Annotated in this window: 14 protein-coding genes; 8 read left to right on the forward strand and 6 right to left on the reverse strand. The window is 39.8% G+C overall.

Translation table 11 applies throughout. The features are described 5' to 3' along the window. Window positions 1–10: 10 nt before the first annotated feature. Both LQV47_RS21300 and LQV47_RS21305 read left to right on the forward strand, forming a co-directional pair. Window positions 11–994, forward strand: coding sequence for an NAD-dependent epimerase/dehydratase family protein (locus LQV47_RS21300; RefSeq protein WP_230041138.1), 984 nt, complete (start codon window positions 11–13; stop codon window positions 992–994). 148 nt (window positions 995–1,142) lie between these two features. Next, window positions 1,143–1,433 (forward strand): hypothetical protein, encoded by a 291-nt coding sequence (locus LQV47_RS21305; RefSeq protein ID WP_230041139.1) that lies wholly within the window; start codon window positions 1,143–1,145, stop codon window positions 1,431–1,433. Window positions 1,434–1,469: 36 nt separating this feature from the next. On the opposite strand, the gene LQV47_RS21310 is transcribed toward LQV47_RS21305, so the two are convergent. The 6 genes from LQV47_RS21310 to LQV47_RS21335 form a co-directional block, all read right to left on the reverse strand. Continuing rightward, window positions 1,470–2,144 (reverse strand): MarR family transcriptional regulator, encoded by a 675-nt coding sequence (locus tag LQV47_RS21310; protein WP_230041140.1) that lies wholly within the window; start codon window positions 2,142–2,144, stop codon window positions 1,470–1,472. A gap of 62 nt (window positions 2,145–2,206) precedes the next feature. Continuing rightward, window positions 2,207–3,235: a ferrochelatase gene (gene hemH / locus LQV47_RS21315; protein ID WP_230041141.1), complete on the reverse strand. Its 1,029-nt coding sequence runs from the start codon at window positions 3,233–3,235 to the stop codon at window positions 2,207–2,209. Window positions 3,236–3,271: 36 nt separating this feature from the next. Next, window positions 3,272–3,427 carry a deoxyribodipyrimidine photo-lyase gene (locus LQV47_RS21320; RefSeq protein ID WP_230041142.1) on the reverse strand — a complete coding sequence of 52 codons (156 nt, stop codon included), beginning with the start codon at window positions 3,425–3,427 and terminating at the stop codon, window positions 3,272–3,274. A 396-nt stretch (window positions 3,428–3,823) separates the two neighbouring features. After that, complete coding sequence (locus tag LQV47_RS21325; protein ID WP_230041143.1) at window positions 3,824–4,123, reverse strand: hypothetical protein; 300 nt, start codon at window positions 4,121–4,123, stop codon at window positions 3,824–3,826. Between the two features lie 411 nt (window positions 4,124–4,534). Beyond that, window positions 4,535–5,002 (reverse strand): cupin domain-containing protein, encoded by a 468-nt coding sequence (locus LQV47_RS21330; RefSeq protein ID WP_230041144.1) that lies wholly within the window; start codon window positions 5,000–5,002, stop codon window positions 4,535–4,537. A gap of 118 nt (window positions 5,003–5,120) precedes the next feature. Beyond that, complete coding sequence (locus LQV47_RS21335) at window positions 5,121–5,819, reverse strand: DUF1826 domain-containing protein (protein WP_230041145.1); 699 nt, start codon at window positions 5,817–5,819, stop codon at window positions 5,121–5,123. A gap of 579 nt (window positions 5,820–6,398) precedes the next feature. Between LQV47_RS21335 and glsA the strand changes: the two genes are divergently transcribed. The 6 genes from glsA (at window position 6,399) to LQV47_RS21365 (ending at window position 23,172) form a co-directional block, all read left to right on the forward strand. After that, window positions 6,399–7,412, forward strand: a complete 1,014-nt coding sequence (glsA, locus tag LQV47_RS21340; RefSeq protein WP_230041146.1) for a glutaminase A — start codon at window positions 6,399–6,401, stop codon at window positions 7,410–7,412. A 1,012-nt stretch (window positions 7,413–8,424) separates the two neighbouring features. After that, complete coding sequence (locus LQV47_RS21345; RefSeq protein ID WP_230041147.1) at window positions 8,425–15,459, forward strand: type I polyketide synthase; 7,035 nt, start codon at window positions 8,425–8,427, stop codon at window positions 15,457–15,459. Between the two features lie 19 nt (window positions 15,460–15,478). Next, the gene (locus LQV47_RS21350) at window positions 15,479–19,717 is read left to right on the forward strand and encodes a type I polyketide synthase (RefSeq protein ID WP_230041148.1); all 4,239 of its coding nucleotides are present in this window, start codon (window positions 15,479–15,481) and stop codon (window positions 19,715–19,717) included. Beyond that, on the forward strand, window positions 19,705–20,004 hold the full coding sequence (locus LQV47_RS21355) for a phosphopantetheine-binding protein (protein WP_209801938.1): 300 nt from the start codon (window positions 19,705–19,707) through the stop codon (window positions 20,002–20,004). The genes LQV47_RS21350 and LQV47_RS21355 overlap by 13 nt, the downstream gene beginning before the upstream one ends. Further along, window positions 19,995–20,777 (forward strand): alpha/beta hydrolase, encoded by a 783-nt coding sequence (locus LQV47_RS21360; RefSeq protein WP_230041149.1) that lies wholly within the window; start codon window positions 19,995–19,997, stop codon window positions 20,775–20,777. The genes LQV47_RS21355 and LQV47_RS21360 overlap by 10 nt, the downstream gene beginning before the upstream one ends. Continuing rightward, window positions 20,770–23,172: a nucleotide disphospho-sugar-binding domain-containing protein gene (locus LQV47_RS21365; RefSeq protein WP_230041150.1), complete on the forward strand. Its 2,403-nt coding sequence runs from the start codon at window positions 20,770–20,772 to the stop codon at window positions 23,170–23,172. Before LQV47_RS21360 ends, LQV47_RS21365 begins: the two co-directional genes overlap by 8 nt. The last annotated feature ends 17 nt before the right edge of the window (window positions 23,173–23,189 follow it).

Here is a 23,189-nt window from a genome sequence, read left to right on the forward strand (position 1 = left end):
TTGTCTTATAATGATTTTAGTAACGGGAGCTACAGGAATTCTTGGCAGGGTAATCGTTTTGGAACTTTTAAAAAGAGGTAAAATAGTTCGTGCCGCAAAAAGAAGCTCCAGTGATTTGGAAGAAGTGAAAAAATCATTAGAATATTATACAGAAAATGCTGAAAGCTATTTTAATAAGATAGAATGGGTGACAATAGATTTAAACAACAAGAAAAGTGTGCAAAGTGCCCTGGAAAGTGTAGAAGAAGTCTATCATTGTGCTGCAAAAGTGAGCTACGATCCGGAAAGGCAAAAAGAGGTTACTGACATCAATGTTAAAGGAACTGAAAATATTATTGAATGCTGCAGATATTTCAATAATGTGAAATTTCTTTATGTAAGTTCTGCAGCAATTTTTAATAAGGAAAAAAGCAATAAACCGATTGATGAAAATTCTGATCTTATCAATGGTAAAAACAATACAATATATGCTATCTCAAAATATAAGGCTGACTATGCAGTTCGTGAAGCATTTTATCAGGGATTACATACCATTATTATCTATCCGGGAATGATTATAGGGAGTGGCAATTGGCAAAAAAGCAGTGGTGAACTTTTACAGATTTTTGCCGGTAAATTTTACACTTTCCCCGGTGGAACAGGATGTGTGGATGTAAGAGATGTGGCAAGAATAGCAATCGAACTGATGGAAAAAAATATGTTTGGAGAACGTTTCATTGTTGTTTCTGAGAACAAAAAATACAGTGATCTTTCTAAAATGATTAAAAAGAAATTTAATAAAAATAATTCTTTTGTACTATCAAGAATTTTAAATATTATTACGGGAGGGCTGATTCCCAAATTAAGATTACTGACCAGAGCGAACATAGAATTCTTAACATCGTTTCAGAAAATGAATAATGATAAAATTGTAAAAACTTTAAATTATGAATTTATTACGGTGGAAGACAGCCTCATTTTTCATATTAATAATTTTCTCAGTGAAAAAGGATAAAGCCAATCGGTTCAAATCAAATCCATGCTATTTGATTGCTCTTTTAAAATAATGTAATTATGATTTCACTCATAGACTGGTGACAAACCTCTATGTAATTTTGATTGTCAAAATACTCATAGAATTCATTAACTTATCATTATAGCTTATGAAAAATTTATTCGTATCCATCATTGCACTAAGTTTTGTAGTCCTGGCCTGTAAAAAAAGGGAAACTGAAAACACTACAGTTACCGATTCTGCCAATACACCAGGTAATTATTCTGATACAGCGGCATCAACATCCCCAATTTCCAAAGACAGCACTGCAGGTGATGACAGTATAAATACAAAGACTCATATTGGCGGCAGAAAAACAAGCAACAATAATACAGGAAACGCCACCGGTAACATCAATGCGGCAGTATCGGACAGTGCGCATCCTGCAAAATCAAAATAAGCCACTGATCATTATCCTGTTAATTTGCAGAACTTATCAAACTTTAAAATCATAATCATCATACACTTTGTTGATGAGCTGATCCGAGTGGATATTTTGTGAAAAAATAGGATAATGAAAACGATCCAGCTTATTAAGAATGCGTATCAGATCCATCTTTTCACTGTGATTAAGATTTCCTGCAACGATATGGGTAGCCTGGCGAATCTTCTCCATTTGATTTTCCAGGATCAGCAGTCCCCTTTCGGAAATGCGTATTAATTTACTTCGTTTGTCCAAATCAGAGTCAGTTTGTTCAATAAGCCCCTGACGCAGCAGCCTTGTGATAATAAGCATACCTACCGGCTTATCATGAATATTTTTTTTGATAAGCGCCATCTTGGTCATCTCTCCAAAAACCTTCAAATTAATCAGATAAATAAAGTCTTCCTGAGTAGAAAATTCAGAATCTGAAATTGCAGATTTTGAGTAGGTTTTCGCATATCGGTTAAGATGAACAAGTAATGTACTTATAGCACTTTCCGGTGTTCTTCCATTCTCCTTACCTTCCCAGTATGGCTCTTCAAGATGAGCTTCTTCAGTATTCTCTTTATTGGAAACCCATGCTTTAAAACCCTGAATAGTTCCCGGATACAAATCAGGACAAGCACGGACTTCCGTTTCAAACTCCTGCAGCAGGTCTATAAAATCTTTAATAAGCGTGTAATTCATATCCGTTAAATAGTTTACAAATATACCTAAATCTTAAAAAGTTATACAATATATATTTAAAACTATAATAAATAGAATTGATTGAGTTGCTCTTCACACAGGCTTCTGATGACTTCAATCCAGCGGTCTTCATCATTCAGGCAGGATATATACGTGAAGTTTTTACCTCCTGCTTCCAGAAACAGGTGTTTCCCTTCAACGGATATTTCTTCCAAGGTCTCAAGACAGTCTGAAACAAATGCCGGACAAACAACCGCAAGATTTTTAATTCCTTTACCGGGAATAGTTTCTAATGTATGATCTGTATAAGGCTCTATCCATTTGTCTTTTCCTAATCTGGACTGAAAAGAAACAATAACTTTATCTTTCTCTAATCCAAGTTTTTTGATTACCCGATCTGTAGTATTAAAACACTGATGACGATAACAAAACGAATGACTCGGATGATTATCTTTATTGCAGCAATCATTCATATTACAAGTCTTTGTTGGATCTGTTTTGTAAATATGCCGCTCGGGAACCCCGTGGTAAGAAAACAATAAGGCATCAAAATTTTCAGGAAGCTTCTCCCTTATACTTTCCGCCAGACAGTCAATATACAAATCCCGGTTATAAAAAGGCTGGATATAATTAATTCGTACGTTGGGAAATTTTTTCTTTCTGATTTCTTCCGCTTTTTCAATCACAGTTTCGGTGGTACTCATTGCATATTGTGGATAAAGGGGGAACAGTACAATCTCAGTGATTCCTTTTTCAACAAGATTCCTGATTCCTGTCTCAATGCTGGGCTCAGCGTACCTCATCCCGATTTCAACCGGGATATCTACTATCTTTTGCAGCTTTTGCTGTATCTTTTTTGTGATAACAATAAGGGGAGATCCTTCGTCTGTCCACACCGTTTTATAAGCTTGCGCTGATTTTGCAGGTCTGGTCTTTAAAACAATTCCACGGACCAGGAGTGCCCGGAAAATCCATCGATAATCAATTACTTTTTCATCCATCAGAAATTCATCAAGATATTCTTTTACGTCTTTTACCGAAGTTGATCTTGGGGAGCCAAGATTGATTAATAAAATTCCTTTTTTAGCCAATTTTTTTTATTTTGTTAGTGAGTAGTATATAATGGGTTATTCTGCCAGTGCTTCCTTGTAAGCTTCAATGCTCTTTCTCTGGCTTTTGTGTGCTCTATCACAGGCTCTTTCCCTATCAAGTGCATGATGGAGTCCGGAGTCATCTTCCAGCCTTAGATCTCTTCTGAACCAGAAAATATTCACTTTATCCATGATCTGTTTATTAAATAAGACACAAATATACTATTAAATAAATTAAAAGAATATTAATAAACTAGTTAATACAGTTTATAATTGCTTAAAAATAAGTAGGGAGTAATAGCAGATGACACTATAGAGCTGAATGTGAACTCAGCAGGAGAAAAAATAGTAAGAAATAGTTGGAGAACCGTAAAGGGTGAACTGAAACCTGATATCTGCTAAAAAATTATCAGTCTGGAAATTACAGATCTCAAGGTGCTTTGAATGATAGAGCTGAAAAAAGATGCTACTATGATAATTGTCCAGGAAACAAGTAAGTGTTTAAATTTTAAGTAGACTATAAATAAACTAATATCAAATATAAAAATAACCGAAGCTCTAAGAACTCCGGCCATTTGTTAAACTAACTTAATTGGTTTTCTTTCTCCATTCCGCTTTCACATCTTCAGCTGCATCTTTGGTTTTTTCCCAAGCTTCACTGGCATTATCTTTAATGTCTTCCCACGCGTCGGAAAAGTTAGATTTTACCCTTTCCATCCAATCTTCCTGAGTTGCTTCCTGATCATTATCTCTTTTTTCATTGATATAATCTTTAGCTTTTTCCGCTAATTCACTTAGCTTCCATTTTGTTTCATCAGCTGCATTTTTTAAAGACTTTTCAGTTTGATCGACTGCATTTTCTGCTTTGTTATAATCTGAATTATTCATAATATGATATTTAAGTAATTGGTATATAAATAAACAATGTTCGTGCCTAAAAAACAATTATTGTGTTAAAATATTCTTAAATAAAATTTTACAGAGGGCTGCTGTGTTTTATCTCCCCGGAATTTAGCCGTACCCTTAACAGAAACAAAAAAATTTATTTAAAAATCAAGTAGGAAAGCCTGTCTCAAAAAGTGACAGGCCTGAAAGAAATTATCTATACAGTATATTTTAAAACCTGATCAACAATAAATTGATCCAAAGGTGTATGTACGTTCACAAAGGATTAAGAAAATAAATAAGAAACCCTGAAAAATAATATGAGAATTACCTAAAGCCATCTATCGGATTCTCTGAGGTTTCAGTTTTTTTAGGTCAGGAATTATTCTGTATCAAAAATAACCATCCATACTATTATGGATTATTAGTAGTAATGACAAACATAATCAACGGTTCATTTCCTGTATTTTCAATGGAATGATATCCAATGGAGCTGATAGCGGTAATATCTCCTTTTTGAAGTGTTTTTTTACGTACAGATCCTTGCATTCTGGTTCTCTCACGGTATTCTCCTGTTCCATGTACAACCACATATAATTCTTCTTCATTCTTTTCATTGTGGGTATGGAATCCGGATTCGTCACCGTTATTTAATAAAACCATATAAGCAGCCAGGCGGTTATTAGCCAATTCATTATGACCGAACATCTGTATCATATATACAATTCCGTTTCCGCCATACATATTTTCACGTTTATCTATACGTGTAATGGTACGCTCACTTTTTTCAAATGCCATTACATACAGGTGGATGTATTTTGAGACCTCCTGTATAACGTGATCAAACTCTGCTCCTTCAGACAATATAAGTGTATCAGCCATGTGGGTTACCTATTAATTATAATAATAAAGATCAATGTACCAAAAAATATATAAAAAGACAACAAAATGGTTTTCATTAATTTGTTTTCTGTAAGACTGAATACAATCGAATACATAGTTAACAAATCAACAGCAGCCTGTATTCACCATTCTTTTCAATGGGAGCCCTGTGGATACAAGGAAGAACCTGCTGTGCCGGATGATCTACCGCCAGCCTCCAAAGATGACCTACTCCCAGATTGGCAGGTTCTGCACCAGGTTTAGGCTGATAATGCAGATCGAAGAAATATTCTTCCAGGAAATTTTCAAATTCTGCTTCCGGACCGTCATGCAGTTCTTTAAGCTTTTCCCGGATCTCAGGAATCAGGATTTTCTGTATAGCCTGCTCATTGGGTAAGATCTCACTTGCAGCCCCATGGTAGGTACATAAAAAAGTATTTGTTCCAATGGGTGAACGATCTACATGATAAGAATATACGTCTGTAGAGAAGAAATCCAGCTCTTCATCCCGGTCATAGCATTGAAGCAAATTGAGAGAAGGTAAGGCTCCAAAATCGGTTAATAACTGTAAATCATTTAAGATCGTTTCTCTTGCGGCACTACCCTTTTCTGAAAGCCGCAGTGCCAAAAGGTCTTCAGCAGATACTTCTGTCACATTCTCCTTTAACTGAAGTTTAGATACAATTTCTTTAAAATCCCCATTCAAATTCCTTTTCCAGCAAATAGCATTCATAGCGCCGTGAAAATCTGTATTGACGAGTTCGGAAAACGTAGAGACTACTCCAGTTTGACTGTTGTCAAAAAATATCCTGTCCATATTTTAAAATAAACAATTTAGCCGTTTAATTCTTTGCAAAAATAAGGAATAGCTTAGAAGATCATGTTAAGATTTGAGTTATTTTATCAACCGCAAGCAATTAATACACCCTCTAATCATCCTGCTTATGTCTTTTTTATTCGCAGGCGTTCATTTTTAGTCAGCACAAAGGCTTTATATACGAATACTCTACGCTCCGACTCTACTGATAAGGAGTCTAAATATCAGAAGTTGTGGTTCTTTCTGTTGACAACAAGAAATCTGAATACTATGATCATGAAAGATATATTTCAGACTCCATTATATCAGCAGATGCCAATAGGAAACTGAGAACCGCCAGAAGTAGTAAGAGAATTTGAAATGAAAAAAAAAGAGCTATTAAAAAAGAAAGCAATTTCCTTGAGCCAGCCCTGTTGCATTCAACTATATAAGGTTGGGTCATTATAAATATGGAATCCTAAAAAAATTAAAGAGTATTCTCACTGGTTTACACAAAAGGCTGTAGCTTTAGAAGAATTGCCAACGAAGATGAAATACTTTATCTTTGTTTTTCAAGACTTATCTAAACATTTATTCTCTATGAAAAAAAATAGCTTTTTATTTTCTGCAAAAGGAATTTTTACAGCAACACTTCTTTCTTTACATACGGTAGTTTACGCTCAAAAAACAGCAGATATTTCAACCATATCCGAAAAAACGCTAAGCAGTATCCTTGAAAAAAACAGATCCTATTACATCCAGGGAAAAGTGGCAGATTATATTCCTGAATTAGGAAAAATGGATGCCAAAGCAATTGCTTTTTCTGTGGTTGAGAAAAATGGAAAGATATTTAATGCAGGGGATACACAAAAAAAATTTACCATGCAGAGCATTTCTAAAATCATAGCATTAATGGTTGCGGTAAATGAAAAAGGAGAAGCTAATGTTTTTGATAAAATGGGGTATTTCGGATCCGACAAACCTTTTAACCATTTTTCTAATCTGGAAACCATGGGGAAACCTCTAAATCCCATGATGAATGCAGGAGCAATCCTTACCACTTCTTTAATTTCCGGTGACGGTGAGAAGCCTTTTCTTAAAATTTTGGATATGGTAAGGTACATTACTAAAAATCAAAGCATTGATTACAGCAAATCGGTTTATGAATCGGAAAAATCTACAGGACACCGTAATCGCGGAATGTTCTATCTCATGAAAAATAACGGCTTGATTTCAGGTAGTGAAGATCAGCTTGACAATTATTTTAAACAGTGTTCCATTGAACTTACAGCGGAAGACCTAGCTAAGATTGGTTATTTCTTTGCCAACCAATGTGTTCGTTTTGATGGAGATTCTACCTATAAAAATGCTGAAATTTCAAAATTAATAGAATCCCAAATGCTTACTGCCGGCATGTACGAATTCAGTGGAGAATATTCCCGTATGGTAGGCTTACCAAGCAAATCGGGTGTGGGAGGCGGAATCACGGTAAGTGTTCCCGGAAAAATGGGAATTGGTGTTTTCAGCCCTGCATTGGATCAGCATGGAAATTCATTAGCTGGATATCACATGATTCTGGATCTGGTGAAACAATACGGTTTAAGTATATTTTAAGGTTATTTTAATTTTTCACTATATTAAATCCTACTGAATTAAAATATAAATAATCTTAACGTAACACTTACCTCCTGAATAGCAAATACATATACAATACAAAAAGCAGTAACTCAGTTCACCCTACAAGACAATTATCTTTCTATATTTTTTATAAAAAAAGCAGCTAAATACTGCTTTTTTTGCATCCCGTATTCTTATTACCAGGCTAGTTTCATTATTATATCACAAAATTACATTATCTTTTAATTCCTGTTATATCATAATATAATTATTTAACCGATTACCCAATGTATTCTGGAATAAGAAGATAAGACTATAAAATTCATTTTACCTAAAATATACTGTTTCATTTCATTTTTTGGAACATCAAATTTTTGTGGATTTTACACGGTTATTATTTATATTATCTTTTCGTAATATAAAAAAAACAAATCTCTTATTATTGAAATATTTTATTTTTTATTGCTATCTTTGCCTAACATTATTACAATTATAAATGATTATAATTGTGTATTCTCAGATTGTACCAGCCTGTTTTCGAGAATAAAAATATAAATTGTATACTTTAATAGCATTTGAACAATCAGTATTTTTTTGTTAAAAAATTATTATCAAATTGTATTTATGATTAAAGATATAATATAAATTTATTACTTTTATTCCCTCATAATAAACAAACACTTATTATGCCAATAGGTTTTAGTGTTTTGTTATGAAAATCTATATCCATATTTCAATACCATAAATGCTATGAAAAACTTGACTATTTTTGGGCGAAAGCCCCTCGCAAAGCTGGACATCAACAATCTTACATCAACCAAATATCTGGCTGACATTCTCCGGACGGCTAACCCACTCAATATTAGTAAATTATCATTAGATCACTATTATAATTAAAAATATTACAAAAAACTAACTACTTTAAATTCCACTTATAGCAAACAACTACTTGTATACCATGGGTATAGCAGGTTTGTTATGGGAATTTCATGCTAATATCAACAAAGCAATGAAAAACTTAACCATTATTGGACTAACTCCTTTTGAAAAACCGGATGTTAGCCTTATGCCTAAATTGCATAACGCAGGCGCATTTCCTGTCCTAAGCTTGGGGCATGAATTGATGACCGCTCAGGAAGCATTGAACCAGCTTGATCAGACCCATATACCTTCTTATGGTATTTACATTTCTAATAGTACTTTTATTTCCCTCCGGATTTCGGAAAAAGTAAGTTTCGCAATCCTTCCGTTTGGAACCTCCGTTAATTTCTCTTCCGAGCTGCCTCTCGTTTATCAGGTAAGCAGTGTTGAAGAAGCAATACAAGCCGAAAAATCAGGAGCAAAAGGAATTATCGTCAAAGGAAATGAAGCTGCCGGCCAGGTAGGTTATGAATCTACTTTTGTATTATTTCAGCGTGTTATTAAAGAAATTACGAACATCCCGGTATGGGTACAGGGAGGAATTGGCCTCCACACCGCAGCAGCTGTAAAGGCATTGGGAGCCACAGGTGTTATACTGGATAGCCAGCTTGCCCTTTTCCCTGAAAGCTCGGTACCTCAGGATATCAAAGAAGTCTGTTCAAAACTGAATGGAACAGAAACAAGAATTATAGCCAACCATCGTATATTGGTGAGGCCCAACTCACCGGTATTACCGGAAAATATTACCGCCGAAGATCTTAGAAAATATTTCATCGATTTTGACCTCAGCAAGAGCTACATCCCAATGGGACAGGATATTTCGCTGGCAACAGATCTCTATGAGGATTTCAAAACATTGAAAAAAATGGTTTTTGGATTTAAAGAAGCCATGTACGGTCATTTGAAACAGGCAAAAGCACTTCAGGTGATAGATAAGGACAATTCAATGGCTCAGGAACTTGGCTTACGTTATCCTATCGCCCAGGGACCTATGACCCGCGTGAGTGATGTTCCTTTATTTGCCAATGCTGTAGCGGAAGCCGGAGCATTGCCTTTTGTGGCTTTATCATTACTGAAAGGTGAATCAGCAAAGGCTTTGGTAATGGAAACCAAAAAACTGGCGGGTGAAAAAACATGGGGCGTAGGAATTTTAGGATTTGCCCCACAAGAATTAAGAGAAGAGCAAACCGCTTATATATTGGAGGCCAAACCTCCTGTAGTACTTATTGCCGGTGGAAGACCCGCCCAGGCCAAAGTATTTGAAAAGGCAGGAATAAAAAGCTTCCTGCACGTTCCTTCTCCTGCCCTGCTGGATATTTTCCTGAAAGAAGGGGCAAAGAATTTTATATTTGAAGGGCGTGAATGTGGGGGCCACGTGGGACCGCTTTCAAGTATGGTCCTTTGGGAAAAGCAAATTGAACGCATTTTAAAAGAAGAACATCCTGAAAACATCAGTGTGTTTTTTGCAGGAGGAATCCACAATTCATTTTCAACAGCATTTGTTTCTATTATGGCCGCACCGCTTGCAGCAAGAGGTGTAAAAATTGGTGTATTGATGGGAACGGCTTATCTCTATACTCAGGAAGCGGTACTTACCGGAGCTATCCAGGAGGAATTCCAGTTGCAGGCTATGCAGGCAAAAGACACTGTCCTGTTGGAAACCGCTCCCGGACACGAAACCCGTTGTCTAAATACTGCATTTGCTCAGCATTTCAATACAGAAAAAACCAAACTTCTGGCAGCAGGAATGGATAAAAAGCAAGTCTGGGAACAGCTTGAAAAACTAAATGTAGGCCGTCTCAGAATTGCCGCCAAAGGCATAGAGCGTCAGGGAGACCAGTTGGTTACGATTCCTAAAAGCGAGCAGCTGGATTTGGGGATGTATATGATCGGGCAGATTGCCACCATGCATAACCGGGTTATTTCACTGGCTGCCCTTCATCAAAATGTCATTGACAATTATGAACATATTCAATCCGCAACATTACCGGAAGCGCCAATATCCGGCGAAAAACCACTGGACATTGCTATCGTTGGTATGGAATGTATTTTCCCGGGTGCCAAAAACCTGGAAGAATACTGGAGAAATATCATTTTAGGAAAAGACAGTGTTACAGAGGTTCCTGATGAACGCTGGAATAAAGAACTTTACTACCACCCGGACTCAGACGGACCGGATGTATCCCATTCAAAATGGGGTGGCTTTATCCCAAAAATCGATTTCGATCCGTTGGCATTCGGAATTCCTCCACAATCCCTTGCAGCCATTGAGCCTACCCAGTTGCTAACCCTGTTGGTAGCCAAACGGGCAATGGAAGATGCCGGATACGGAGAAAAACATATTAACAGAGAAAATATTTCTGTAATTATTGGAGCTGAAGGAGGTAATGACCTTGCCAACAGCTACAGTTTCAGAGGATTTTACAAACAGGTTTTCGGGGAACTTCATGAAGAAGTAAAAGAAGCCTTCCCTCATACCACAGAGGATTCTTTCCCGGGTATTTTGGCCAATGTAATCGCAGGTAGGATTACGAATCGTTTGGATCTGGGTGGAAGAAACTTCACCGTAGATGCCGCCTGTGCTTCTTCTTTGGCGGCTTTAGATTTGGCTTGTCAGGAACTGGTATTAGGAAAATCCGATATGGTTCTTGCCGGAGGTGCAGATTTACACAACGGAATCAACGATTACCTGATGTTCTCCAGTACCCACGCTCTTTCCAGAAAAGGAAGATGTGCAACATTTGACAGTGAAGCAGACGGAATTGCCCTTGGAGAAGGAATCGCAATCCTTGTTTTGAAAAGATATGAAGATGCCGTCAATGACGGAGACCGTATCTATTCTGTAATCAAAGGTGTTGGTGGATCCAGTGATGGTAAAGCCCTTGGATTAACTGCTCCCAGAAAAGTAGGTCAGGTAAGAGCATTAGAACGCGCTTACACTCAGGCCGGAATCAGTGCTGCATCTGTAGGATTGGTGGAAGCTCACGGCACAGGAACTGTTGTGGGTGACAAAACAGAATTAAGTGCATTAACAAACTTATTCAGCCGTTCAGGTGCATTACCGGGACAGACGCATTTAGGTTCTGTGAAAACACAGATTGGCCACACCAAGTGTGCTGCAGGATTAGCTGGTTTAATTAAAGCTTCCCTTGCTGTTTACCATGGGGTGAAACCTCCTACCCTTCATCTTAAGCAACCCAATGCCTATTATAATGCACAAACCAGCCCATTCTCTTTCCATGCTGAAACAGGATTATGGACTGAGAAAAACCGCTATGCAGGAATCAGTGCTTTTGGATTCGGAGGAACGAACTTTCACACCGTTATTGCTAATCATCCAAAACAAGATGATTCTATCGCGATGCAGTCGTGGCCTTCAGAACTATTTGTATTCCGCGGGAATACGTATGAAGAAGCAAAAGGACAATCAAGCCAGATCAAAACCTTATTGGAAATCAATGATGGAATTCCATTAAAAGATATCGCTTATAGCTTAAGCATCGGTTCAGAAAAACCCATTCAGTTCAGTATCGTTGCAGATACGGCTGAAGATCTAATGATGAAGCTTGAATTGGTTTTATTAGGAATCGAAACTAAAGATACTTTCACCGTTAATAAAAAAGAAGGTAAGGTAGCCTTTACATTCCCCGGACAAGGAAGCCAGAGAATCAATATGGCTCGTGATTTATTCGTAGTCTTCCCGGCAATGCGTAAGATTATCGACAGCTATCCGGAGCTTGAAAAAGTGGTTTTCCCTTCTACAACATTTAATGAAGCGGATTTAAAACAACAGAAAGAAACCATTAAAGACACCCGTTTGGCACAGCCGCTGTTGGGAATTGTTGATCTTGCATTGGCCAAATTCTTAGAATCATTGGGAATCATTCCTGATATGCTGGCTGGTCACAGCTATGGTGAATTACCGGCTTTATGTTTCTCAGGTGTATTTGCAGAAGATCAATTAGTGGATTTAAGTATCCGGAGAGCCCAGTCTATTCTGGACTCAGTAGAAGGTGGAGATCCCGGTTCAATGTTAGCAGCAAGTGCCACTCACGAACGCTTACAGCCAATCATTGCTAAAGTGGAAGGATGTTATCCGGTTAACTTCAACGCGCCTACCCAGTGTGTTATCGCAGGAAGCACACCAGCAATCAATACATTACTGGAAGCCCTGAAACAGGAAGGTATTTCTGCTAAAAAATTAGAAGTGGCATGTGCATTCCACAGTCCATTATTGACAAAATCTAAAGGTTTATATGCTGATGTATTAAAAGATGTTCCTTTCCAGGAAATGCAGATCCCTGTATGGTCTAATACGACAGCAGAAGTATATCCACCGAATCCGTCAGACATCAAAGAAAGATTGACCGAACACCTGGTACAGCCTGTAAGATTCGTGGAGCAAATGCAAGCAATGTATAATGATGGAGCAAGAATCTTCATCGAGGTAGGCCCAGGAAAAGTACTTACCGGATTGGCAAAATCATGTCTTGAAAAAGACCAGCTGACCCTGTATGTGGAAGACAGCAGCCGCAATAAATTCACCCACCTGCTTTGCATGCTTGCCCAATACCTGGGTACAGGACGTAGCTTTAATATTACTAAGCTTTTTGATGGCCGTAACGTTAAACTTATCGACATTGATCAGCCTGAGCTTTATAAGAAAAACCCTGCCATTTGGAGGGTTAATGGACAAACTGCACATCCAACTACAGGCACACTGCCTTCCAATGGTGCATTACCAATTTTAACTCCTATTGCCATGAATAATTTTACTAATGATCAGCAAACACCTGCCACTGAAAGCTTATCAACAGCTGAACGTATGCTGCAGGAATATTTAAACAGCATGAAACTAATGATACAGGCGCAACGGGATGTGATGCTTTCCTTTATGGGACAGAATCCTCAGGTACATCCGGCCCCTGTTTATACTTCACCAATTCAGGCTCCTGCCGGTCAACAGATGGCGGCAATTCCTGTCCAGCCTGTTCGTCAGGAGGTTCCGGCAGCCGTGGCTCAGGTAAAACAGGCTCCTGCAAAAGATATCAAATCTTTACTGCTACAGGTAGTAAGCGATAAAACAGGTTATCCACAGGAAATGCTGGGTATGGAAATGGACCTGGAAGCTGACTTAAGTATTGATTCAATCAAAAGAGTTGAAATCATAGGAACACTTCGTAATGAACTGGGTACCCTGACCAATGGCAATACCAACGAAGATACTGTAATGGAACAGTTAGCAGGAATAAAAACCCTGAGTGGTCTGGTTTCATGGCTTACCGAGTACTCAGGAGCAGGAACAGCATCTGTTTCAGAAAAAAACGGAACAACAACGGAAACTCCGGCTTCAAAACCTCAGGCTCAGTCTGCATTATCTCTTGAAGACCTTCAAAATGCCATTCTGACTATTGTCAGTGAAAAAACAGGATATCCAAAAGAAATGCTGGGATTAGACTTAGATCTGGAAGCAGACCTTAGTATTGATTCCATTAAGCGTATGGAAATTATCGGAGATTTTAAAACCAAGATCGGATTTGGTCAAAACCTGGAACAGGCTGATGATCTTATGGAAAAATTAGCTGCTATTAAAACACTTCGCGGGCTGGCAAGCTGGATCAGCGATATGAGTAGTGAAACCAACGAGATCAAAACTGAAGCTAAGGAGGCTGTCCCATCGGAACCGACACAAAATATATTATCCCGTCTTCGTTTTGATATCACCCCAACAGATGTTTCTTTACTGCAAAATACAGAAGTATTGCATGGGAAACGTTTTGCCATCACCCAGGACAATAGCCAACAGGCATCAGCAATCAAAGAAGCATTAGAAAAATATGGTGCTATTGCAGAATTGGTAGGTACAGAAAAAGACCTTTCCGGCTTTGACGGACTGATCATGCTGGATATGTTCTCTGCCGCAGTGAAGCACAGCATTATTGACCATGTAGATCTTATTAAAAAAATGGATTTCGATAAAGCTAAGTGGGTATATCTTATCTCAGATATTCCGGCACACCTTCAGGAAATCAATGATGCCCGTATATTACGCCACCATCAGGGATATCCTGGTCTGTTCAAAAGTTTAGCCAGAGAATTTGATCATACTACCTGCAGGCTGATCAGCCTGAGCACTCCTCAGGCAGTCCATCAGATTGCAGAGATCACTGTAAAGGAAATCCTGACCAATGATAAACCTGCAGAGGTTATTTATAAAGACGAACAGCGACACAAAGTAGACATCATCCCATCCCCATTGTCCACCAGCCTGGAAGAAGCACATATTCAACTGGATCAAAAGTCTGTTGTTTTAGTTCTTGGAGGCGCACAGGGAATCACCGCCGAACTTGCCAAACACATGTCACAGGCCTATCCTTGTACATATATCCTGGTAGGAAGATCCGCTGACCCAAGAGAGGGAGCTTCAGATCTGAAAGAATTTGAAGCCATGAAAACAAAAGAGGAAATAAGAGCTCATCTTATTAAATCTGCAATATTCACTTCTCCTGCCCAAGTAGAAAAAGAGACTGTAAGAATATTCAAAAACAATCAGATCCTTCGTACCATCCGCGATATGGAACTGCTTGGAAACACTATCGTTTATCAATCTTTAGACCTTTGTGACGAAGATGGATTAAGCAGCCTGATCAACGGTATTTATAAAAAATATGACCGTTTGGATGGAGTAATTCATGGAGCAGGTCTTTTAGAAGATAAATTATTCAAGCAGAAAACAACCAGCTCTTTCGGACGTGTATTTGACACCAAGGTAAAACCTCTACGTGTATTGGCAGAACAGCTTCGTTCAGACTGTCAGTTTGTGGTTCTTTTCTCCAGTATTGCTTCTGTGTATGGAAACAAAGGGCAGACAGATTATGCTGCTGCCAACAGTGTATTGGATGATTATGCCAATGCTTTGAATAAAAGATTAAAAGGAAAAGTAATTTCCATCAACTGGGGACCATGGAAAGGTGCCGGAATGGTTTCATCAACGCTGGAAACAGAATATGAACGTCGCGGTATCTCTTTAATCCCATTGGATGAAGGTAAGGAGATCTTCCTTAATGAGATAAAATACGGAACTGAAAGCCAGGTGCTGATCATGTCAGGAAATAATTGGTAACCCTCTGTATAAACTAAGTATGAAAAAAACGGATGTTGCTGTAATTGGTCTGTCTTGTGTCTTTCCGGGGGCACAGGACGCCAACACTTTTTGGCAGAATATTGTCAATAAAGTAGACTCTACCCAATTGGCTCCGGCGGATAGGATAGATCCGGTTCACTTTAGTGATGCCACAAGCCCTGTTGACCGCTTTTATTGTCAGCGTGGGGGATTTATTCCTGATTATGAATTTGATCCTACAGCATTTGGTATTTTGCCATTGACTGTGGAAGGAACAGAGCCAGATCATTTGCTAACCCTTGATTTGGTTCAGAAAGCATTGCAGGATGCCGGGGTCTTTCAAAAAAAGGCCTCCCTTGAAAAAACGGGAATTATCATCGGTAAAGGAAACTATACCGGTCCTGGAGCTACCCGTGCCATCGAAATTGTAAGAACCGGAGAACAAATCTCTTCGTTACTGCAGGAGCTATTGCCTCAGGTATCTTCTGCGGATATTGAAAAAGTAAAACACGCTTTCCAGGAACGCAAAGGACGTTTTGCGGCGGATACCGCCATGGGATTAATTCCCAACCTTGTCGCTTCACTGGTAGCTAACCGCTTCAATTTGGGCGGGGCTGCCTTTACGGTGGATGCTGCCTGTGCCAGCGCTTTAATTGCGGTAGATCATGCCGTACAGGAACTTCAGCGGGGACGTTCGGATATGATGATCGCAGGAGGAGTACACACCGGGCAAAATGCTGCTTTCTGGAGTATTTTTGCCCAACTGGGAGCGATGTCACATCAACAGCAGATCAAACCGTTCAGTAGTGATGCTGACGGTTTACTGATCGGTGAAGGCTGTGGTTTCGTTGTCTTAAAAAGACTGGAAGACGCGGTGCGTGATCAGGATAAAATCTATGCAGTCATTAAAGGAGTGGGCGTAAGCAGTGACGGTAACGGTACCAGTGTGATGAGTCCATCTGTGAAAGGTCAGCTGAAAGCATTAGAACAGGCCTGGAAGCATGCAGAACTGGATGAAAAGCAGATTGGTTATCTTGAAGCCCATGGTACAGGAACTCCACTTGGAGACAAAACAGAGCTTCAGACCTTAGCGCAGTTCTTTGGAAAAGAAGAAACTGCTCCTATGGCAGGTATAGGATCTGTAAAGTCCAATATCGGACATGCCATGCCGGCTGCAGGAATCGCAGGACTGATTAAAACCTGCCTCGCATTACATCATGATACTTTACCTCCTACATTATATTGTGAGAATCCGACTGCAGATATGCAGAACACAAGATTCGAACCTGTTCAGGAAGCAAAAAACTGGTCAAAAACAGGGCTGCCAAAAGTAGCCGCAGTGAATGCTTTCGGATTCGGAGGAATCAATGCACATGTTGTTCTTGAAGGCTATGATATGCCGAAGAAAGACCATGTATTGCTATTGGCAAGGCCTACCCATGAAGAATTACTTGCGGCATTACAAAATAATGACAGCACAGTAGGCGAAGGAAATTTCAGGGTGGCGATATTCGATCCAACCCCTGCAAGAATAGAAAAAGCACTTAAAATAGTCTCCAAGAACATCACCTGGAGAAATAAACAGGATATTTGGTATACCTCGGCCCCATTATTAAAAGATGGCGGAAAAGTGGCCTTTGTATTCCCGGGCTTAGACGGTCTGGCCAAAGGTGAAGTAGATACTGTAAGCCGTTATTTCGGTTTAATAGCTCCTATAGAAACCGAAGGGAAAGGTCTTTTAATCGATGCCTTAAACATTTTCAACAACTGCAGTATCCTTGATCATTCATTGAAAAAGCTGGGAATCATCCCGGATATGAATGCAGGACACAGCTTGGGAGAATGGCTGGCAGGTTATTCCTCAGAACTGGCAGAAGCCAATTCTGTTAAAGCATTGATTGATGTGCTTAACCCCGAAACCTTTGAATTAAAAGATTCTAAATTTATTGCTATCGGAGCCGGTATTGATATCGTTTCACCTCTTATTGAGCAAATCCCGGATCTGTACGTATCCAATGACAACTGCCCTAATCAGGTGATCCTTTGTGGCAGCAATGCAGCACTGGATGAATTGGTTCCGGTATTAAAATCAAAACAGATCTTCCACCAGATCCTGCCGTTCCAGTCCGGATTCCACTCTCCTTTTATCGCTGATAAACTGGATGTGATCCTTGCCGGAATGGAAAAAGCAGAGTTCCAACAGACCAAGATCCCGTTATGGTCTGCGACGACGTTGGAACCTTATCCAGCCGATCAGGCAGCCATCAGAAAGCTGAGCGCTGAGCATCTTGTTCAGCCGGTTCGTTTCCGCGAACTGACAGACAGATTGTACGAAGAAGGAGCAAGATTCTTTATCCAGGTGGGTACCGGAGGACTGATTGGTTTCATTGATGATACCTTAAAAGGAAAAGCATTCAGTACCATCGCTTCCAGCGTTCCTACCCGATCTGCACTGGCTCAGCTGCAGCGTGTAGTAGCTTCATTATTTGTGGAAGGAAAGACGATTGCCCTTGATTTTCTGGAGATTCAGAATCATACAAAAAAAACATCAGGAAAAGGAATCAAACTGGAATTGGGGTCACCTATTATCCGTAATTTCAAAGAAATTAAAAGCCTGGTTCCTTCTTTTGAAGCTTCCAAACAATATACCGCTTCGCCTATTGCTACAAAAAGCGGTCATCCACTTGTACAGGCCTTCCAGGACAATGTTGCAGATATGATCCGCATGCAGGAAGAAGTGCTAACACTTTTCCAGAACCGTCCGGAAATTACTATCCAGCGTCCGGCTCCTGTAGCTGCTAAGGCACCGAGAAGCACCCATTTTTCAAAAGATCTGTATGTTACTCTGGAAAGTCATCCTTATCTTATCGATCACAGTTTATTGAGACAGCCTAAAGGATGGGCCCATGTCGCTGATATGGAACCGGTCATCCCGATGACCATGATTTTTGAGCAGCTGGCAGAAATTGCTGAAGCAGAAATACCGGGAACACAGGTTCATAAAATTATGAATGTAAGTGTTTTCCAATGGATGAATGTAGCCAAGCCTTTTGAAAAAACAGTACAGGGAGAATGGCGTTCCTCTCACCACGCTTACCTGGACATCGAGAATTTTGCGAATGCAGAAGTGATTTTAAAATCATCTCCGGTACCTACCCCTGACTTTAAACTTTCCGTGGGTGATCTTTTGCCTATCGAAAGAACTCCTGAAGAAATTTATGACATGCATATGTTTCACGGAGAAAAATATCAGGGAATTACTGAAATTTCATCAGTAGGAACTAAAGGTATCGTAGGGAAGATCAAAGGAAATGGCGGTAAAGGCTCTTTACTTGATAATGCAGGACAATTATTCGGACTTTGGCTGCAGCTTACATTAGTGAAAGACCGTATTGCATTCCCGGTGAAGATCAGAGACATTGAATTCTTTGGTGATATGCATGACCAGGAAGGTATTTTCGAATGCACCTGTATGCTTACCGAGCTTAATGATGAATTTGCAACAGCCAATATCGTTCTTACAAGAGACGGAAAAGTCTGGTGTGCCATCACCGGCTGGCAAAACAGAAGATTGGAAATCGATGCTGCGTTATGGAATGTTTCTATGTCACCGCTGCACAACCGCCTTTCGGAGGAAATTGCCCCTGAAGTATTCTTTTTCCACCAGGCGTATACCAGGGTGGCTTCCTGGGATTTTATCCTCAAAAGATATTTCAACCAAACGGAAAAACAATTTCAGCAACAGCTATTGCCTAACAAAAAGAAAAACTGGATGGTAAGCCGCGTAGCAGTAAAAGATGCCGTAAGAAATCTTCTTCGCAAGGAAAAAGATCATGCCTGCTTCCCGATTACCTTTGAAATCCGTTCTGATGAAGTGGGGAAACCTTACCTCATCAGTGATTTTACAGAAAACATTCATATTTCACTGGCTCATAAAGGAAAAGATGCGGTAGGAATAGCACGTTATAGAAAACCTGTAGGAATTGATATGGAGCTCATTGAAGAGCGCAGCTCCGGATTCTACGACATGGTATTTACCGAAAAGGAATTAGCATTATTAAAAGACCGAGATCAGGCAGAATGGACGACCCGTTTCTGGGTAGCCAAGGAAGCATACGGAAAGTTCCTGGGTACAGGACTGAAAGGAAATCCTAAGGCCTTCGAAGTCGAACTTATAAAAGATGATCACTTGTGGATCAGCACTATTGAAATCAAAACTATTAAACATCAAAATTATATTATCGGATGGACACTGTAAACCCAACATTAAAATTGAACCACGAAGAACTATTTACTCTTTTAAAAGGTTTTATTACTGAAGTGATAGGCGCAGAATTTGTAGAAGAAATGGACATCACTCCTGAAAGTTCATTCACCAGGGATCTGGAAATGGACAGCATAGAAATTGTCTCTTTTTCTGAAAAAATCAAAGCGCATTTTGGCGATCAGATTGATTTTACCGGGTGGCTGTCTTCTATGGACCTGGACCAGCTGATCAATCTTGACCTTAGTATGATCATCAATTATATCTACGAATGCCAATAATCACTGTCAATAACAGGCAAGTTCATATACAGGAACTCAACAAAGATGCCGAACAAACCGTGGTGCTGATCCACGGGATGTTCAGCAACCTGTCCATTTATTATTTTAATATTGCCCCTATCCTGGCAAAACATTTCCATGTAGTGATGTACGATTTGAAAAGCCACGGCATGAGTGAGCGTTTTCTCAATGGATATGATCTCGACACCATGTCATCCGATCTGATGAGTTTAATAGATCATCTTCAGTTGGAAAAAGTACATTTGGTAGGCTACAGTTTCGGAGGTCTTATCGCTTTGAAAACAGCATTAGAATATCCGGATCACGTCAACCAGCTGGCTGTTATGGAAGCACCGGATCCTCAGGACGAAAAGGCCCGTAATATTATTGATGAGTACAGCAAAGAGTTTCTTGAGCATTATGTAGCCAATTTTACGGATACCACCAAAGTGCAGATGGGGAAAAGACAGATGGAAAAAAACCATCGTATGTATGAGTTTCTGTTTAACCAGACCAGCATTAAGGCAGATATGATCAAGGAAAAACATTTTCTTGGTGAGGCACCCCTTACCGAACTGGCGGTTCCCACTTTATTAGTGTATGGTGCGGAGTCCAACTGCAGGCCTACAGGAGAATGGCTGCAGACGCAGATCAGCACTTCAGAGCTTGAATTGATTCCCGGTGATCATAATATCCCGATACAGGAACCTCATCTCATCGCAGAAACTATCGTTCATTTTTTATCTAAAATTTTAACACAAAACCATGGCTAAATTTGCATTTATAGTTCCACCATTGACAGGACATGTCAATCCAACCCTAAGCATCGGGGCTACGCTGCTGGAAAGAGGACATGAGGTAGCCTGGATCAGCCTTGACCCTAGTTTGGAGGCTAAGCTTCCTTCAGGAGGAGAATTATTACTGATTCAATATGATCAATCTGACGAAGAAAAGAAAGAGAGCGAACAATATCTTGATATTATTTCAAAAAAAGTAGTCTACGGAATAGACAGCATCAAGTTTCTTTACGAAGATGTCCTTATTCCTCTAAACAGACATTGCTATAAAGGTATCGTGGCCTTACTTAAAACATACCAACCTGATTTGATTATCGGAGACCATCAGCTTTTTGCGGCACCTATTGCTGCAAAGGCACTGGGAATTCCTTATGCCACTTCTGTTACTGCTCCGGCTGCCATTAAAATCATTAATGAGTTGCCCAAGGTACACGAATGGGAAGTGAATCAGATCATCGATTTACAGAAAGAACTTGGCGTTAATGAAGAGCGTTCCCTGGCTACTTCCGACCTGTTGACCCTTGTTTTGACCTCCACTTATTTCTTTGGTGACATGGAAGATCTGCCTTCTCAGTATCAGTTTACAGGTCCGGTTCTTACAGAGCGCCGTATCTCTTGTGAATTCGATTGGGACAGATTAAAAAGCGCTACCAACAAAAAGATTTTAGTAAGCATCGGAACTACTTTCGATCACGATCATAAAAAAGCATTCTTCCAAAAGGTTATTGATGCTTTTAAAGATGAAGATGTAACGGTTGTAGTGGTTTCTGATCCGCAACTTTTTGAGCAATGGCCGGAAAACTTTATGGTGTATCAGCAGGTTCCTCAACTGGACCTCTTACCTCATCTGGATGGTGTGGTTTGCCATGGCGGTCACAACACTGTTTCCGAAACGCTATCCAATGGTATTCCTTTGGTAGTCATTCCTATCGCTTACGACCAGTCACATGTGGCAGGACGCGTTGTGCGTACAGAAGCAGGGGAACGTCTTAACTTCAACCGGTTCAAAGCCAACCACCTGAGAGATGCCGTCCATCAGATTTTACATAATCCAGGCTACCGTGAAGCGGCCCAAAAAGTAGGACAGTCTTTTGTGGAAGCCGGAGGTTCAGCGACTGCAGCAGATTCATTGGAAAAAGCTATATTAAGGGCTTCAAAACCAGAGAAACCTTCTAAATTCTTATTTGTTGTCCCTCCGTTTTTCGGACATGTCAGCCCCACTTTAAGTGTAGGAGCGAGTCTGATTGCACGTGGCCATGAAGTAAAATGGTTTGGGATTACCCCTTTAGACAGCAAACATATTCCGGAAGGAGGTTCTTATTATTATCCTGAAGAAGACCTTATTCCGTATCAGAATGAAATCGCCCGTATTTTAAAAAGGCAGGACGACGGACCAGCATGTTCCGGACCTGAAGTGATGAAACTGGCACTGGAAGAAACCTACGTCCCGTTTGCCAAGATGATGATGCCGGGATTAATCCGCCTTACAGAAAGCTGGAAACCTGATGTCATCGTAAACGACTGTATTAGTTTTGGAGGAGCCCTTTTCGCTCATAAACATAATATCCCCTGTGTCACCACAACCCCTGTTCCACCGGATGTGATGGGAGACACGGAAAAATCTGCCCCAAAAATCTGGGAATGGCAGCAAAACCTGATCAAGGACCTTCAAAAAGAAGTAGGCATCCATGAGGAAGGTATTTATATCCATTCTCATAAATTAAATATGGTGTTTACTTCACAGGCTTTTGCCGGTTTTGAAACCGTTCCGTCTCATATGAAATTTGTAGGTCCGGTAAAAGGCCGTCCCAATGATGCTCCTTTTGACTGGGATAAGTTGAATGCTTCTACTACTCCAAAGATCTTTGTATCCTTAGGGACCTTATTAGTGGACATCAGAAAAGCTTTCTTTGAAAAGATTATTGCTGCATTTGCTGACCAGCCGGTTACGGTGATTGCTGCTACTCCACCAGAGATCTTTGAAGAATGGCCATCAAACTTTATTGTGAACAGCTTCGTTCCTCAATCAGCGGTCATGCAGCAAATGGATATGGTGATCTGCCATGGTGGTTTCAATACCGTTAATGATACATTCAGAAACGGATTGCCTATGCTGATTACGCCTATTGCTTATGATCATTTTCATATCGCCAAATTAATCGAGCAGGCAGGCTGCGGAATCAGTATCCGATACAAGCGTTTACGTGTGGAAGCGCTTCGTGAAACCGTTTTTGAATTACTGGAAAATCCAAAATACAGGGCTGCCGCTAAGGAAGTTCAGCATACTTTCCATACAGCGGGCGGTAACGATAAAGCAGTAGAATTGTTAGAAAATTTTGTACAGGAACATTCCACATTAGCTTCTGTATAGCCTATGAAATCGCCATG

This window comes from Chryseobacterium sp. Bi04 (assembly GCF_918698085.1).
In the GTDB taxonomy this organism is placed as follows: Bacteria; Bacteroidota; Bacteroidia; order Flavobacteriales; family Weeksellaceae; genus Chryseobacterium.